The organism is Sphingomonas sp. UBA978 (genome assembly GCF_002292295.1).
In the GTDB taxonomy this organism is placed as follows: Bacteria; Pseudomonadota; Alphaproteobacteria; order Sphingomonadales; family Sphingomonadaceae; genus Sphingomonas.
The window spans coordinates 30,841-45,838 of sequence record NZ_DBBS01000008.1; the positions used below are offsets into that span (position 1 = coordinate 30,841).

14 protein-coding genes and 2 tRNA genes are annotated in these 14,998 nt (G+C 67.1%); 11 read left to right on the top strand and 5 right to left on the bottom strand.

All coding sequences use genetic code 11. From position 1 onward, the window contains the following. Complete coding sequence (locus B2515_RS03790; protein WP_293873881.1) at nt 1-507, top strand: hypothetical protein; 507 nt, start codon at nt 1-3, stop codon at nt 505-507. A gap of 10 nt (nt 508-517) precedes the next feature. On the opposite strand, the gene dapA is transcribed toward B2515_RS03790, so the two are convergent. Then, complete coding sequence (dapA, locus tag B2515_RS03795) at nt 518-1,402, bottom strand: 4-hydroxy-tetrahydrodipicolinate synthase (protein ID WP_293873883.1); 885 nt, start codon at nt 1,400-1,402, stop codon at nt 518-520. Nucleotides 1,403-1,480: 78 nt separating this feature from the next. On the opposite strand from dapA, the gene B2515_RS03800 reads away from it, so the two are divergent. From B2515_RS03800 to B2515_RS03815, 4 genes are all read left to right on the top strand, one after another. Further along, nucleotides 1,481-3,508 (top strand): lytic transglycosylase domain-containing protein, encoded by a 2,028-nt coding sequence (locus B2515_RS03800; RefSeq protein WP_294138565.1) that lies wholly within the window; start codon nt 1,481-1,483, stop codon nt 3,506-3,508. Between the two features lie 3 nt (nt 3,509-3,511). Further along, nucleotides 3,512-3,997: a transcription elongation factor GreB gene (greB, locus tag B2515_RS03805; protein ID WP_293873888.1), complete on the top strand. Its 486-nt coding sequence runs from the start codon at nt 3,512-3,514 to the stop codon at nt 3,995-3,997. A 73-nt stretch (nt 3,998-4,070) separates the two neighbouring features. Continuing rightward, entirely contained in the window at nt 4,071-4,847 is a 777-nt protein-coding gene (locus tag B2515_RS03810) for an NYN domain-containing protein (RefSeq protein ID WP_293873891.1), read from the top strand. A gap of 26 nt (nt 4,848-4,873) precedes the next feature. Next, nucleotides 4,874-5,446 (top strand): Uma2 family endonuclease, encoded by a 573-nt coding sequence (locus B2515_RS03815; protein ID WP_293873893.1) that lies wholly within the window; start codon nt 4,874-4,876, stop codon nt 5,444-5,446. Here the strand turns inward: B2515_RS03815 and B2515_RS03820 are convergent, their stop codons facing one another. Beyond that, nucleotides 5,447-6,622, bottom strand: a complete 1,176-nt coding sequence (locus B2515_RS03820; protein WP_293873968.1) for a sensor histidine kinase — start codon at nt 6,620-6,622, stop codon at nt 5,447-5,449. Between the two features lie 237 nt (nt 6,623-6,859). Here B2515_RS03820 and B2515_RS03825 point away from each other — a divergent pair, with 237 nt between their 5' ends. Next, on the top strand, nt 6,860-7,765 hold the full coding sequence (locus B2515_RS03825; RefSeq protein WP_293873895.1) for a hypothetical protein: 906 nt from the start codon (nt 6,860-6,862) through the stop codon (nt 7,763-7,765). A gap of 3 nt (nt 7,766-7,768) precedes the next feature. On the opposite strand, the gene ettA is transcribed toward B2515_RS03825, so the two are convergent. Next, nucleotides 7,769-9,448, bottom strand: coding sequence for an energy-dependent translational throttle protein EttA (gene ettA / locus B2515_RS03830; protein WP_293873970.1), 1,680 nt, complete (start codon nt 9,446-9,448; stop codon nt 7,769-7,771). A gap of 151 nt (nt 9,449-9,599) precedes the next feature. Here ettA and B2515_RS03835 point away from each other — a divergent pair, with 151 nt between their 5' ends. From B2515_RS03835 to B2515_RS03855, 5 genes are all read left to right on the top strand, one after another. Continuing rightward, nucleotides 9,600-10,997: a M20/M25/M40 family metallo-hydrolase gene (locus tag B2515_RS03835; protein WP_293873898.1), complete on the top strand. Its 1,398-nt coding sequence runs from the start codon at nt 9,600-9,602 to the stop codon at nt 10,995-10,997. A gap of 133 nt (nt 10,998-11,130) precedes the next feature. Beyond that, on the top strand, nt 11,131-11,394 hold the full coding sequence (locus tag B2515_RS03840) for a hypothetical protein (RefSeq protein ID WP_293873901.1): 264 nt from the start codon (nt 11,131-11,133) through the stop codon (nt 11,392-11,394). 156 nt (nt 11,395-11,550) lie between these two features. Further along, nucleotides 11,551-11,626 (top strand) — tRNA-Ile (locus B2515_RS03845). 156 nt (nt 11,627-11,782) lie between these two features. Next, nucleotides 11,783-11,859: transfer RNA gene (locus B2515_RS03850), tRNA-Pro, on the top strand. Nucleotides 11,860-11,951: 92 nt separating this feature from the next. Next, nucleotides 11,952-13,277 carry a metal-dependent hydrolase family protein gene (locus B2515_RS03855; protein ID WP_293873903.1) on the top strand — a complete coding sequence of 442 codons (1,326 nt, stop codon included), beginning with the start codon at nt 11,952-11,954 and terminating at the stop codon, nt 13,275-13,277. Nucleotides 13,278-13,483: 206 nt separating this feature from the next. Here B2515_RS03855 and B2515_RS03860 read toward each other — a convergent pair whose 3' ends face one another. Then, nucleotides 13,484-13,717 carry a hypothetical protein gene (locus tag B2515_RS03860; protein WP_293873905.1) on the bottom strand — a complete coding sequence of 78 codons (234 nt, stop codon included), beginning with the start codon at nt 13,715-13,717 and terminating at the stop codon, nt 13,484-13,486. A 261-nt stretch (nt 13,718-13,978) separates the two neighbouring features. Then, entirely contained in the window at nt 13,979-14,998 is a 1,020-nt protein-coding gene (locus B2515_RS03865) for a polysaccharide deacetylase family protein (protein ID WP_293873907.1), read from the bottom strand.

Here is a 14,998-nt window from a genome sequence, read left to right on the forward strand (position 1 = left end):
ATGATCGACTGGCGCGCCATGACCGGAACCTCGCTGGTGAATGCCGTGCTGGCCATGTCGCTTGCCGGCCTGTTCGCTCCTGTCCCGTTTTTCGTGTGCGCGGACTGCGGCGGCGGCTGGTGGTTCGGCGAACCCGATCCGATCGTCGCGATCGAGCTGGGCAGCCACGTCAATGTGTACCCGATCGACGCGGTGCCGACGCCAATGGTCGCGGGCGGATCACCGACGCCGGTCGTCGTTCGCAGACCGTGCGCCGGGCAGGAACCGGTCGATCGCCTCCCACGGCTGATCGATGCGAGACTGCCCGGCGCAATAGACCTCGGAAACATAACTGCCTGCGTCCACATCGGCGCCACCGGGCGGCCGGATGCCGTCCGTGTCGTCCGTCAATCGTCGCGACGGGCGACGGCGGCACTGCGCCGGCTTGTTCCGACGTGGACGTTCATGCCCGCCTATCGCAACGACAGACCCGTGGAATCCTGGGTCGCGGTGCAAGCCGTCCGTTAAACGCCGTCCGTCAAACGAGGCCCGCATGCGCCAGCGCCGCGTCGACCGCGGCGCGCGAGGCGTCCGATGGCCAGGTCATCGGCAGGCGGATGCCGTCGGGGAAGCCGGGGCGGACGCGGGTCATCGCGTATTTGACCGGGCCGGGGGATGCGTCGGTGAACAGCGCGTCGTGGAGCGGGTAGAGCCGGTCCTGCAGCGCCAGCGCTGCCGCATAATCGCCGGACTGGCAGGCGGCCTGGAAGTCGGCGCACAGGCGCGGCGCGACGTTGGCGGAGACGGAAATGCAGCCCCTGCCCCCCATTGCGTTGAACGCCAGCGCCATGTCGTCGTTGCCCGACAGCTGGACGAAGTCCGGACCGCAGGCGTCGCGATGCGCGGAGACGCGGGCGATGGCGCCGCTGGCGTCCTTCACCGCCACGAACACCTTTGGAAAGGCGTTGACGATCCGGGCGAGCGTCGCGGGCTGGATGTCCGTCACGGTGCGGGCGGGAACGTTGTAGAGGACGATCGGCAGTTCGGCCGTCTCCGCCAGCCTGGCGAAATGCTGGTAGATGCCCTCCTGACCCGGGCGGTTGTAGTAAGGCGGGACCATCAGCGCGGCATCGGCGCCGGCATCGCGGGCACGGGTGATGTTGGCGGCGGCGACCGCGGTGTCGTTCGATCCGGCGCCGGCGATGACCGGCACGCGCCCCGCGGTTTGGTCGACGCAGACCTGGACGATGGCGAAATGCTCGTCGGCGGTCAGCGTCGCCGCCTCGCCGGTGGTGCCGCAGGGGACGAGCGCGGACGAGCCCTCGGCGATCTGCCAGTCGATCAGCGCGCGATAGGCGGCTTCGTCGAATGCGCCGTCTTGCGTGAAGGGCGTGACGAGGGCGGGGATGGAACCTGAAAACATGAGGTAATTCGCGCTCCTGCTGCGCCGGGACGGGTTTTCGTTCAGGACAGATACGGGTGGAGGCCGTATGATGTCCACATGCACCCAGCCACGCTTCCGATCGGACTTCTTCTCGCCACCTTCGTCGGGGTCTCCGCGGCTCCCCTTCAGATGCAGGTCCAGCCCGTGCCGCAGGCGCCGGCGGATCAGGATCAGCTCGACCGCTATCGCACGCAGATGGCGAACATGTCGCCGCGGGCGCCGCAGACCCCCGCGGATGGGGCGATCGCCGCCGCCATCGCGCAGTGGAAGGCGATCCAGCAGACCGATGCGCTGCCCTTCGACAGCTATGCCGGGTTCCTGATGGCGCATCCGGGCTGGCCCGGCGAGCCCGCCAACAGGCGTGCCGCGGAGAAGCAGGCGGTGAACGCCGCGCCAGCCAATGCCATCGCCTATTTCACCCGCTTCGCGCCGCAGAGCGGTGCGGGGCTGGTCGCGCAGGCACGGGCGTTGCAGGCGACCGGTCGGATGGTCGAAGCGCAGGCTGCGGCGCGGGCGGCGTGGCGCAAGGGCGGCCTGGCGGCGAACGACGAGGCGACGGTGCTGACCGGCTTCGCGAGCGCGCTGACGCCGGACGATCACGATGCGCGGATGGATGCCCTGCTGTGGCAGAATGCGACCGGGGTCGCCGCCCGCCAGATCGCCTATACCAGCCCGTCGCGGCGGCCGGTGTTCGAGGCGCGGCTGGCGTTCCGCTCCAACACGGCCAATGCCGCCGACCTGGCGATGCGGACGCAGGATCAATATGCGAGCGATCCCGGCTATGTCGCCGACCGCGCGACCTGGCTGCGCAACACCGGCGCGTCGCCGACCGCGCGGTCGTGGCTGGCGCGGCCGCGTGCACTCGCGAGCCGGCCGGGCGACGTCGAGAAATGGTATGAGGTGCTGCTGGTCAACGCCCGCGCCGCGCAGGCGGACGGTCAGTATCAGCTCGCCTATGATATCGCGCGGCAAGTCGACGACGCCTATCCCGCCGGGACCGACGTATCGACCAAACCCTATGGCGAGCGCGACGATTACACCAGCCTCGCCTGGCTCGCCGGACAGGTCGCGATGAAGTCGCTCGGCCGCCCTGCCGATGCGATGGTGATGTTCGAGCGCTACGGCCGCGGCAGCCAGTCGCCGCAGACGCGGGCCAAGGGCTTCTACTGGGCGGGCCGCGCGGCGGAGGCGGCCGGCAAGGCGACCGAGGCCGCGGGCTATTATGCGCGGGCCGGCGGCTATCGCGACCAATTCTACGGGCAACTGGCGCTCGAGCGGACCGGCAAGCCGCTGGTTGCGCCGCCGGCGATCGGCGCACCCGTGATCGCGCCCGCTGTGCGGCAGGCGTTCGCCGCCCGCGAGACGGTGCGCGCGGCGCGCTTCCTGGGCATGATCGGCCAGTGGCAGGATCAGACCGCCTTCGTTCGCCAGATCGCGGCGCAGGCGACCAGCGACACCGATCATCTGCTCGCCGCGGAACTGTCGCGCGAGATCAACCGGCCGGACCTGGGCGTGATGGTCGGGCGCAGCGCGATGCAGAACGGCCTGTCCGACTATTCGGCGACGGGCTTTCCGACGGTGAGCGTGCCGACCGGTTACGAGGACAATTGGACGCTGATCCACGCGATCGCACGGCAGGAGAGCCAGTTCGACAAGACCGCGGTCAGCCATGCCGGCGCACGCGGGCTGATGCAGCTGATGCCCGCCACCGCGCGCGAGCAATCGGGCAAGATCGGCATCTCCTACGACCCCGCCTCGCTGACCAGCGATCCCAATCTGTCGATCATGCTGGGATCGAGCTATTTCCAGCGGATCTTCGGCATCTACGGCAGTTATCCGCTGGCGATCGCCGCCTATAATGCGGGCGGCGGCAACGTGAACAAATGGCTGCGTGCCAATGGCGACCCGCGCACCGGCGGCGTCGACATGGTCGACTGGATCGAGGCGATCCCGTATCAGGAAACCCGTAACTACGTGCAGCGCGTGCTGGAGAATGCGGTCGTCTACGACCTCATCAATCCCGCCCGGGCGAAGAGCCGGGGCCCCGCGAACCTCAGCTGGTATCTAGGCAAGCGGCCGGGCTGATCCGTGGAACAGCGACCGAATTACATCACGCCGGCGGGCTATGCGACGCTGCGCGCGGAATACGAACAACTGTTCGGCACCGAGCGGCCGGCACTGGTCGAGACGATCGCCTGGGCGGCGGGCAACGGCGACCGGTCCGAGAACGGCGACTACATCTACGGCCGCAAGCGGCTGCGCGAGATCGACCGGCGGCTCGGCTGGCTGTCGAAGCGGATGAAGGCGGCGAAGGTGGTCGATCCGGCGCAGGCGCAGGATCGGACGCGGATATGGTTCGGCGCGACGGTGACGATCGCGGATGAGGACGATGTCGAGCGCGTGCTGACGCTGGTCGGCGACGACGAGGCGGAGGCCGGTGCGGGACGGATCGGGTGGAACGCGCCGATCGCGCGGGCGCTGCGCGGTGCGACGGTGGGCGACCTGCGCCGCGTCACGCTGCCCGCGGGCGAGAAGGAATATGAGGTGATCGCGGTCATCTATCCGGCCGGGTGACGATCACGCGAAGTGACGCCAGGACCGTGCTTAGCGGTTGACCGTCGGCGATCCGGCCGCGAGGTTCGCGCGCATGGAAGACACTCTGCGCAACATCGCCCTCCTCATCGACGCCGACAATGCGTCTTGGCACGCGATCGATCCCGTCCTGACCGTGCTCGCCGAGCTCGGCACCGTCAACATCCGCCGCGTCTACGGCAATTGGTCGAAGCCCGCGCTGAAGGGCTGGCGCGACATGACGGTCAAGCACGGCATCGAGCCGCAGCAGCAGTTCGACCTGACCAAGGGCAAGAACGCCACGGACATGAAAATGACGATCGACGCGATGGACCTGCTGTTCCGCGGGCGGATCGGCGGGTTCGGGATCATGTCGTCGGACAGCGACTTCATGCCGCTGGCAATGCGCATCCGGCAGGACGGCATCCCGGTCTATGGCTTCGGCAATGCCAAGACGCCCGAGGCGTTCAAACAGGCGTGCACGCGCTTCATCGACGTCGGCGCGCTGGTGAGCGAGGCGAAGGCGGAGGCGGTAGCGCCGGTGGCCGCCAAGCCGGCCAGCGTCGACGTGCCGATCGGCGACTCGCTGCCGCCGTCGATCGCGAGTGCCCCCAAGACGAAAAAACCGATTGATCCCGAGCTGATCGCGCTGCTCATCGATGCCTATCAATCGGTGAAGCGCGACGAAAAGGGCTATGTCAGCCTGTCGGCGATGGGGCAGCTGGCGGGCAACCGGTCAAGCTTCGATACGCGCAACTACGGCTATCAGCGCCTGTCGGACCTGATCCTGGCGGTGCCAAACTTCCAGTCCGAACGCCGCGAGAGCGGAGTTTTCGTCAAGCGCGTGCGCTAGATGGGGAGACGTGATAGGGTGACGGGATGAACTACCACGCGCCTGTGGAGCTGGGGCCGCAGCCCGTCCGGCTGAAGGTGAAAGACGTCGTCCTGCTCGACGGCGGGGGCGCGTTCAGGGATTATGGCCGGATCGAGCTGATCGAGGGGGAGCTGCTTTACATGAATGCGCAGTTCCGTCCTCATATGTTTGCCAAGGACGAACTCGCCTATCGGATCCGTCAGGCGCTGGAAGCGAACGGGGTCGACCTGTTCGTCGGTACCGAAGCGTCGGTCCATCTGTCTGACCATGATCTGCCGCAGCCCGATATCATCCTGACGTCGGAGGCACGTGGTGACGGCCCGGTTCCCGGCGACAGCGTTCGCCTGCTGGTCGAGGTGGCGGATACGACGCTCGATCACGATCTGGGACGAAAGGCAACGATGTACGCATCGGCGCGAGTGGCGGAATATTGGGTGGTCGACCTCAATGGTCGCGTGATCCACCAGCTCGCGAACCCCGAAGGCGTGCAGTTCAGCCGACACGACGAAGTCCCCTTCGGCCAGCCCATCGTCGCGATCACGATTCCCGGACTGACCGTTGCGACTAACCGGCTGTAGTCACCCCGTCCTCGGATCGGGCGTCACCAGCCGCGCACGGGTGCCGGGGCCGGCATCCTCATAGGCCAGTTCGCCGCGCAACTGGCGCGCAAGGCTGGCGATCATGCGCATGCCGAGGCTCTGCCGCGAGGCCGATTTGAGGTCGAAGCCGGCGGGCAGCCCATGGCCATGGTCGCTGACTGTGAGATGCAGTTCGCCCGCCCGATTGGTGATCGCGACGATAATCTCGCCCCCCTCGTCATAGGCGTATTTGATTGCGTTGGTGACCAGTTCGGTGACCAGCAGGCCGATCGGGATCGCCGAATCGGCGCTGATCTGGACGCGTGCAATATCGCAGTGGATGGCGTGGAGCGGCGCCTGTTCGCGCAACTGCTCGACGATACCGCCGATCAGATCGTCGAGCGCGACGATGCCGACCTGCTCGCCGCGCCACAGGCGGTCGTGCGCCTGCGCGATCGCGGTGATCCGCGCCTGCGCATCGCCGAGCAGGCGGGTGATGCGTTCATCGGGATCGGCCTGCATCTGCAGGTTGAGCAGGCCCGATACCATCGCCAGACTGTTCTTGACGCGGTGGCTCGCCTCGCGAGTCAGCAGCTCCTGATGCTCCAGCGCGTGGTTGAGGCGGCGCTCGGCCTCCTGCCGCTCGATCGCGACGCCGATCAGATTGGCGAAGCCCTGCATGAAGGCGAGGTCGGATGCCTCGAACTTGCCCTCGTCCGGGCTGTCGACCTCGAGCACGCCGAACCGTCGGCCGCCGGCCTCGACCAGGACGTTGATCGCCCGGCGGATGTTGTGATCCGCCATGAAGCCGGGCGTGCGGAACCGGGTTTCGTTTTCGAGGTGGTTGGAGATCACCGCCTCGCCGGTGTGATAGGCATAGCCCGCCGGCGAACCGAGATCGGCACGCATCTCGGTCCCGCCGACGACGCCCGCGCGCCAGCCGACGCCGTTGCGCACGAGCAGCACGTTGTCGTCGGTGCAATGTTCGAGGAACTTGCAATAGCGCGAGCGCATCCCCTCGGCGCACAGCTCCACCGCGCGTTGCAGCATCGGCTGCAGGTCGCGCGCGCGTAGCGCCTCGATCCCGAACCGGGCGAGGACCGATTGCTGTTGCAGCCGATATTGCAACTCACCGGCACCGGGAGGCTCATCCCCGCCGGGCGATCGTTCGACCACTGCCAACCCCGCTTCTTCCCCTTGCATGCGGGTCCGCGCCCGCCTGTAACCTGACACGCACGTAGAACGGATCCAAAGGTTTTCAACCGGAAACGGGACGGTCCGCCCGTTCTCACAGGTTCGGCACCAGATCCCGCATGATTTACGACCGTTTCGGATATGCTTTCATCCCGACGCCGTCCGATTGCGGGCAGTGTCGATCCTGCACGTAGCCTGACGTGCCGGTTCGGGGGAACGATGAAACTAAAGATCGAAGATGTCGTCATCTGCCTTGCACTGCTGCTCGGCTTTTCCACATCTCTGCTGATGGCGATCGCCAACGAATCCTGGGGGACGCATTTTCCATCCAGCCTGATCGCCTTCTTTGCCGCGGTATCGGTCGCGGCGCTGATCTACCGCTTCCTCGGCGGATCGGAGGGATCGGAATTCAAGATGGGGGTGCTGAAGGTGACCGGTTCCGCCGCAATCCTGTTCGGCGCGACGTGGTTTCTCGGCGACCGCATCCGAAGCGAGACGCTGATGTATCAGACCGACATCGGTTACCGGACGGTGTTGGCGGAAAAGGCGAAGGCGGTGGCGGACCTGACCACGCTCAACGCCGATCTGACGTCGAAAATCCAGCATCTGGAAACCCGCGTCGCCGACCTCAGCGGCGTGCGCAGCGGCTATACGATCGAACAGATCCGCCGGATGAAGGCCGATGACACCTTCGTATCCACCATCCGCCGGATGTTCGTGAACGAGGACGATCCGTTTCGCCAGACCCTGCGCGAGATGCCGGCGCTCGTAACGCTCAACGATGCGATGACCGATACGAACGTCTATCGCATCTGCGTCGACACGCAGCTGGCGCTGTTCAAGGATTTGGAAACGCAGAAGGACCGAATCCGCATGCGCCGCAACGGCGGTGACGGCGATACGCATGCGGTGGATATCATCCGCGGCGGTACGATCGCATCCGATGCGACCGTGTGTTCGAAGACGATGCCGCGCAGCTTCGATATCCAGATCACCTGCGCCGACGCGGCCAAGCTGTTTCCGGATCGCATTCAGCGCTGCGCGGGGCTGAAGCCGGTATACCAACCGGGGATCACGTCGATCCGCGGCGAGAGGGTCACGCTTGGTGCCCTTCCGCCACGGTAAAGATCAGCGCGTCAGCTTCTTGTAGGCAAGGCGCGTCGGACGATCGGCGGCGTCGCCCATCCGGCGGCGCTTGTCCTCCTCGTAGCTTTCGTAATTGCCCTCGAACCATTCGACGTGGCTGTCGCCCTCGAATGCGAGGATGTGCGTGCAGAGGCGATCGAGGAAGAAGCGATCGTGGCTGATAACCACGGCGCAGCCCGCGAACGTCTCCAGCGCCTCCTCGAGCGCGCGCAGCGTCTCGACGTCGAGGTCGTTGGTCGGTTCGTCGAGAAGCAGGACGTTGCCACCCTCCTTGAGCATCTTGGCCATGTGGACGCGATTGCGCTCGCCGCCCGACAGCTGGCCGACCTTCTTCTGCTGGTCCGGCCCGCGGAAGTTGAACGCGCCGACATAGGCGCGCGTGCCGAGTTCCTGCTTGCCGAAGCGGAAGACCTCGAGCTCGTCGGAGATTTCCTGCCAGACGTTCTTGTTGGGATCGAGATCGTCGCGGCTCTGGTCGACATAGCCGAGCTTGACCGTCGAGCCGACCTCGATCGTGCCGCTGTCGGGCTGTTCCTGACCGGTGATGAGTTTGAACAACGTCGACTTGCCCGCACCGTTCGGTCCGATGACGCCGACGATGCCGCCCGGCGGCAACGTGAAGTCGAGACCGTCGAACAGCAACTTGTCGCCATAGGCCTTGGTCAGGCCCTTCGCCTCGATCACCTTGCCGCCGAGACGCTCGGGCAGCTGGATGAGGATCTGCGCCTTGCCGGCGACGCGATTCTCCTGCTTCGCCATCAGCTCGTCGAACGCGCGGATACGCGCCTTGGACTTGGTCTGGCGGGCCTTGGGGGTCTGGCGCATCCAGGCCAGTTCGTCAGCGATCGCCTTCTGCTTGCCGGCCTCCTCGCGCTCTTCCTGCTCGAGGCGCTTGGCCTTCTTCTCAAGATAGCCCGAATAGTTCGATTCGTAGGTGTAATAGCGGCCGCGATCGAGCTCGAGCACCCAGTTGACGACATTGTCGAGGAAGTAGCGGTCGTGCGTCACAAGGATGACGTTGCCGGTATATTCCTTGAGGTAGTTTTCCAGCCACGACACGCTTTCGGCGTCGAGGTGGTTGGTCGGTTCGTCGAGCAGCAGGATGTCGGGCTTTTCGAGCAGCAGTTTGCAGAGCGCGACGCGGCGCTTCTCGCCGCCCGACAGCTTGCTGACGTCGGCATCGCCCGGCGGGCAGCGCAGGGCCTCCATCGCGACCTCGAGCTGGTTGTCGAGCGTCCACCCGTCGACCGCGTCGATCTTGCCCTGAAGATCGCCCATCTCCTCCATCAGCGCGTCGAAGTCGGTGTCGTCCTTGGGATCGCCCATCTCCGCCGAGATCGCGTTGAAGCGATCGACGAGGTCGGCGACCGGGCGCACGCCGTCCTTGACGTTGCCCATCACGTCCTTGGTCGGATCGAGCTGCGGCTCCTGTGCCAGATAGCCGACGCGCACGCCCTCGGCGGCCCAGGCCTCGCCGGTGAAGTCGGGGTCCATGCCCGCCATGATCTTCATCAGCGTCGACTTGCCGGCGCCGTTGGGGCCGATGATCGCGATCTTCGCCGAAGGGATGAACTGCAGGTGGATGTTGTTGAGCACCGGCTTGTTCGCGCCGGGGAAGGTCTTGGTCAGGCCCTTCATGACGTAGGTGTACTGGACGGCCATGGTCGGCACGCGCTCCTGATCGATACGGACGGGAAAATCTGTCCGCGCATGTAGCGAGCGCGAGGGCCGGGTGCAAATGCCCGGCGCTTGTGCCGGACGCCGCCATCGCTCACACCGTCGCGATCAGAACATGTCCAAGGGGATTGACCGAATGACCCGCCTCGCGCTCGCGCTCCTCGCCCTCGCCTCCTCGACCGCGCTGTCGGCGCAGCGCACCGCCCCGCCCGCCCCCGCTCCGGTCGACCCGAAGGTCGCGGCGCTGCGCGACGCCGCGCTGAAGGACGACGTCGCCTATGACATCGTCGAGGGGCTGACGACGGAGATCGGACAGCGCCTGGCGGCCACCGAGGCGGAGGCGCGGGCGCGGACATGGAGCGTCGGCAAACTGAAGGCGCTGGGGTTCAGGAACGTCCATGTCGAAACCTATCAGATGCCGGTGTGGCTGCGCGGCGAGGAGACCGCGGAGGTCGTCGCGCCCTTCCCTCAGAAGCTGAAGCTGGTCGCGCTGGGCAATTCGGGCGCGACGCCGGCCACCGGCCTGACTGCGCCGGTGGCGGTGTTCAAGACCTATGGCGATCTCGCCAACGCGCCGGCCGAGAGCGTACGCGGCAAAATCGTCTATATCGGCCATGCGATGCAGCCCACGCAGGACGGGTCGAGCTATGGTGCCTACGGCCCCGCCCGCTTCGTCGGCCCGGCGCTGGCGGCGAAGCTGGGCGCGGCCGCGGTGGTCATCAAGTCAATTGGCACCGACCACCACCGCAACCCGCACACCGGCGGCACCAACTTTCCCGCGGGCGTCGCACCGATCCCCGCCGCGGCGCTGTCCGTTCCCGACGCGGAACTGCTCGAACGCATGGCCGGGCGCGGCAAGCCGATCACGCTGAAGCTGGTGCTGACCCCGCGTTTCGCCGGCACCGGCACGTCGGGCAACGTCATCGCCGAAGTGCCCGGCAGCGACCCCAAGGCGGGGATCGTGCTGGTCGGCGGGCATCTCGACAGCTGGGATCTCGGCACCGGCGCGATCGACGATGCATCCGGCGTGGCGATCACCGCCGCTGCGGCGAAGCGCATCCTCGACGGACCCAAGCCGCGGCGGACGATCCGCGTCGTCTGGTTCGGCGCAGAGGAACCGGGCGGCTATGGCGGCAAGGATTATGCCCGCGTCCATGGCGGCGAACGCCATGCCACCGCCGGCGAGAGCGATTTCGGCGCCGATCGCATCTGGCGGTTCGAGGTCAACCTGCCCGACGGCGCCAGGGCGATCGCGGACCGGTTGCAGAGCGCCCTCGCCCCGCTCGGTATCGCGCGCGGCGCGGGCATCGGCGGCGACGGCACCGACGTCGGCCCGACGCTGGCGTTGGGCGTGGCGGCGATCGACCTCAACCAGGACGGTACCCGCTATTTCGATACGCACCACACGCCGGACGACACGCTCGACCGGATCGACCCCGAACAATTGCGCCAGAACGTCGCGGCATGGACGACGATGCTCGCGGTCGTTGCCAATGCGCCGGAGGATATCGGCTCCGTCACACCGCGTCGTTGAGGGCCTCAAGGATGGCCGCAGATGACCCCCGGATGAATTTGGTGATTGACCGGGGGGAGTCGTGCGGTATTTGGGCTGTCTCGCGACGGCGATCGGGCCGGCCGCGATTTTTGCTTTGCTTGGGAGCATTCGAATGAAGAAGATCGCTTTCGTTCTCGCTGCCGCCGGCCTGATGTCCGTCGCTGCCTGCTCGAAGTCGCCTGAAGCCGCTGCCGTCGAGAACAACGCGGACCTGCTGGCGGACAACCTCGAAGCGCAGGCCGATAACATCGACGCGCTGGCCGACAACACCTCGAACGCGACGGCCGAAGCCGTGCTCGAGAACAAGGCCGACAACATCAACGCGGCTGCGGACAACGTCCGTGACGCGGCTGAGGAAAAGGCCGACAACCTGTAATCGCGCTGCGCCGGGCCTCGCCCGGCGCGCCGATCATGCTGTCGCACGTTCCGGAAAGGGGCGCTTCCCACGCGGGAGGCGCCCCTTTTTACGTTCCGGCGCCCAACCGGTGGCTTTTTCTTTGGCGACGGGTGCGCTAGCGAACGCGGCACGGTGGGGCCTGTAGCTCAATGGTTAGAGCTGGCCGCTCATAACGGCTAGGTTGCGGGTTCGAGTCCTGCCGGGCCCACCAGTCCTTGCCCGCCCCACGCACGGAAAGCGGCACCGCCACACCGGATCGGTGCATTGCACGGCTTGCCAGACCGCCCATCGCGATCTACTGCCCTCCCGTCCGCGGTTCTTCGCCGATGCGCGCTTCGCGTATCCGCACCGACCACCGCGGACTCGTCGGGGAGTGGCGCAGGCTGGTAGCGCACCTGGTTTGGGACCAGGGGGTCGCAGGTTCGAATCCTGTCTCCCCGACCACAGTATCGAACAGATCGTAGCGCATTGCGCCGCGCCGTCGCTTGCCAGCGGCGGGCGGATCGGCGAGCATCTCCCTCAATAGGGGAGATACCATGTTCACGACATTTCTGGCGACACTGGCGGCAACGACGGCCGTGTCCGCGCCCATGCCGGCCGCGCCGCAGGATCGGGTGACCGGCACCACGTACATTCAGGCGGGGACGTTGCTGGACCGGCCGGGTCAGGCGCCGCGCGGGGCCAGCACCGTCATCGTCCGTGACGGCAAGGTCGCCGAGATCCGCGACGGCTTCGTCGCGCCCGAGGCTGGCGCCACGCTGGTCGATCTGCGCGATGCGTTCGTGCTGCCGGGCATGGTCGACATGCACGTGCATCTGTGGGGCATCGGCGGCGATCCGATGCGCGCGCGGCTGGAGGCGATGACGCGCGACCGGTTCGACGACGAGATGACCGCCGTCGCGAACGCCCGCACGACCCTGGCGGCGGGCTTCACCTCGGTCCGCGACCTCGGTGGCGATCCGCGCGGCATCCGCGCGCTCCGCGACGCGATCGAGGCGGGGACCGTCGAGGGGCCGACGATTACCAATGCCGGCGAGATGCTGTCGGTGACCGGCGGTCATGGCGATGGCGGCAACGGACTGGCGGAGGAGTTCGCGGGCCTCGCCCATGCGCGACAGGTCAATATCTGCGACGGCCCCGACGATTGCCGCCGTGCGGTCCGGGCGCAGGTGGCGCTCGGCGCGCGCGTCATCAAATTCGCGGCGACCGGCGGGGTGCTGTCCAACGTCAGCGGCGGTCTTGGCCGGGCGATGACGCCGGAGGAGATGCGCGCGATCGTCGAAACCGCGCATACGCTCGGCCGCAAGGTCGCGGCACACAGCCATGCGGCGGAGGGAACCAGGGCTGCGCTGGAAGCCGGGGTCGACTCGATTGAACACGGCACCTTCCTCGACGACGCAACGATCCGCCTGTTCAAGGCCAGGGGCGCCTATCTGGTGCCGACCGAAATCGCGCCGGTCGCCGCCCTCGCGCAAGCGCGCGGCGGGGCGCTGCCGCCCGCAACGATCGCCAAGGCGGAAGCGGCGGCGGCAGCGATGGCGGCCAGCCACGCGCGCGCCTATGCCGCGGGGGTGAAGGTCGCCTTCGGCACCGATACGGGTGTGTCGAAGCACGGCGACAATGCGACCGAATTCGCGCTGCTCGTGAAGAACGGACTGACGCCGGCGCAGGCGATTGCCGCCGCGACGGTGGCGGCGGCCGATCTGCTCGGGCGCGACGACATCGGCATGCTCGCACCGGGTAAGACGGCGGACATCATCGCGGTGACGGGGTCGCCGCTACAGGATGTGACACAGCTGGAGCGGGTCCGCTTCGTCATGCATCGCGGCAAGGTGGTGACGACGGCGGCGGCGGTGCAATAGCCACACGCCATGGTGTCCGCCGTCTGGCGCGTACCGGCGTTGCCAGCAGCCTTTCATGTCGGCGAGGGCCGTTCCCCGTATTGCGCCGCAGGATCGCTGTCGTGTAGCCGATCCTGAATCAACAAGGGGAGCCGAAGCTCCCCTTGTCTTTACATATTCCGGTGTCCGGCGAGCGTCTTGGGAACTCCGCCGGGCGCCGGCAATACTCAGTTGCTGTCGCTGTCGTCGGCAACGATCACGATGCCAGCAACGACCGCAGCCGCCGCGACCAGCGCGATGATGAGACCGCCGCCGGCGAGCTCGTTGCTCTTCTTCGACACCGAACCGGTACGAACCGACTTGGCCACCGACAGGCTCGCTGCGGGGTTCGCAGGAGCAGCCGCGGCGGGCGCCACGGCGAGAGCGGCTGCAGCAACAGCCATCAGATACTTGGCAACCATGATGGTCCCCCCTCATAAAGTGAGTGTCATTCATGGACACAATCGAACAAAAACACAAGCGAAATCGACGACGACGGAGGACAACGATACGTTACAGTTTCAAGTCGCTGCGTCGTGCGAGGGTTCGGGGCCATTGGCCAAAGACGAACCGCAAAGGATTCGCCGTCCGGATCTCGTCCTGTTAAGTTGTTGTTAGGACTCTATTGGCGCGGATCATGAGTCCAGGGGTGTCAATTGTCTGACGGGTCGCGTAGCGACCGGTCACATCGCAGGCCGCGGCGCACCGGCCGCCGCGAGCAGCGCATCGATCCCGACCGGGGTGACGTCCAGCCGGTCCAGACAGGCGAGCATACGATCCCACCATCTCCAGAAATTCGCAAGGTCCGACGCATTGCGGACATAGGGCGTGTGCCCGGGTTCGAGCGAGGGCGAGTGGAAGGAGAAGCTGAGCAGTCGCTGTTCGCCCTCGCCGATCGCGATCCGCACCGCTTCGAGCGCATCGTCGATCGGCATGTCCTCCGGCGTCAGCGCGATCCGTTGCAACAGACCCGATCGTGCGAACAGGCCACGCCCATGCGACAGGCGACCGAGCAGCGGGTGAAGCATTGCGCCGGTCCGGCGGAGGCGGCCCGTAAAGATCGTCGTCAGCGGCACCTCGATCAGCGACCCCATCCGATAGGCCGCGCCGCTGATCGCGGTGAAGTCCGGGCCGCCGTCCACGCGATAGTCGTACCGCGCCCTGACCGACGCATCGACGCGATAGCCACGGGCCGCGAGCAGGGCCGCAGTCGCCGGCCCGATCCCGTAGCGGCCGGCCCGATAGGCGAGCGGAGGCGCGCCGAAGGTGTCGCGCAACAGGTCGGTCAGCGCGTCGAGCTTCGCGGCCTCCAGCGCGGGCGGCAAATTGCCGGCATAGCTGTCCCCCGGCTGCGGCGGCGCATAGGGCGGGGTCACCCAGGGGTGCAGCTGCGCGCCGATCGACGACCGGCCGTCCGCGGCGATCGCCTGCAGGATGTCGACCGCGGCGGCATCGCTCGCGACCGGGTGGTCGACCATGCAGGCAAGGCCGATGCCGCGTTCGGCGAAACGCGCATGGGCGGCGGGCAGCGCGCGCATCGCGGTGACCGACCGGTTGCGCGGATCGAGCGGCGCCGACCAGTCGAACTCCTCCTCGACGTCGACGAAGACGATGAAGCGGTTGCCGAATGTCGCTGGCCAGCGGATCAGAACGCCCGATGCCGGCCGCGGCGCCCGATATGGCGTTACGGCGCCGTCCGCCAC

Excerpts from the sequence above, each read along its gene's own strand:
- B2515_RS03840 (WP_293873901.1), top strand. The coding sequence starts at position 11,131 with ATGAAGAAGATCGCTTTCGTTCTCGCTGCCGCCGGCCTGATGTCCGTC.
- B2515_RS03855 (WP_293873903.1), top strand. The coding sequence starts at position 11,952 with ATGTTCACGACATTTCTGGCGACACTGGCGGCAACGACGGCCGTGTCC.
- B2515_RS03835 (WP_293873898.1), top strand. The coding sequence starts at position 9,600 with ATGACCCGCCTCGCGCTCGCGCTCCTCGCCCTCGCCTCCTCGACCGCG.
- B2515_RS03815 (WP_293873893.1), top strand. The coding sequence starts at position 4,874 with ATGAACTACCACGCGCCTGTGGAGCTGGGGCCGCAGCCCGTCCGGCTG.
- dapA (WP_293873883.1), bottom strand. The coding sequence starts at position 1,402 with ATGTTTTCAGGTTCCATCCCCGCCCTCGTCACGCCCTTCACGCAAGAC.
- B2515_RS03825 (WP_293873895.1), top strand. The coding sequence starts at position 6,860 with ATGAAACTAAAGATCGAAGATGTCGTCATCTGCCTTGCACTGCTGCTC.
- B2515_RS03800 (WP_294138565.1), top strand. The coding sequence starts at position 1,481 with ATGCACCCAGCCACGCTTCCGATCGGACTTCTTCTCGCCACCTTCGTC.
- ettA (WP_293873970.1), bottom strand. The coding sequence starts at position 9,448 with ATGGCCGTCCAGTACACCTACGTCATGAAGGGCCTGACCAAGACCTTC.
- B2515_RS03810 (WP_293873891.1), top strand. The coding sequence starts at position 4,071 with ATGGAAGACACTCTGCGCAACATCGCCCTCCTCATCGACGCCGACAAT.
- B2515_RS03790 (WP_293873881.1), top strand. The coding sequence starts at position 1 with ATGATCGACTGGCGCGCCATGACCGGAACCTCGCTGGTGAATGCCGTG.
- B2515_RS03860 (WP_293873905.1), bottom strand. The coding sequence starts at position 13,717 with ATGGTTGCCAAGTATCTGATGGCTGTTGCTGCAGCCGCTCTCGCCGTG.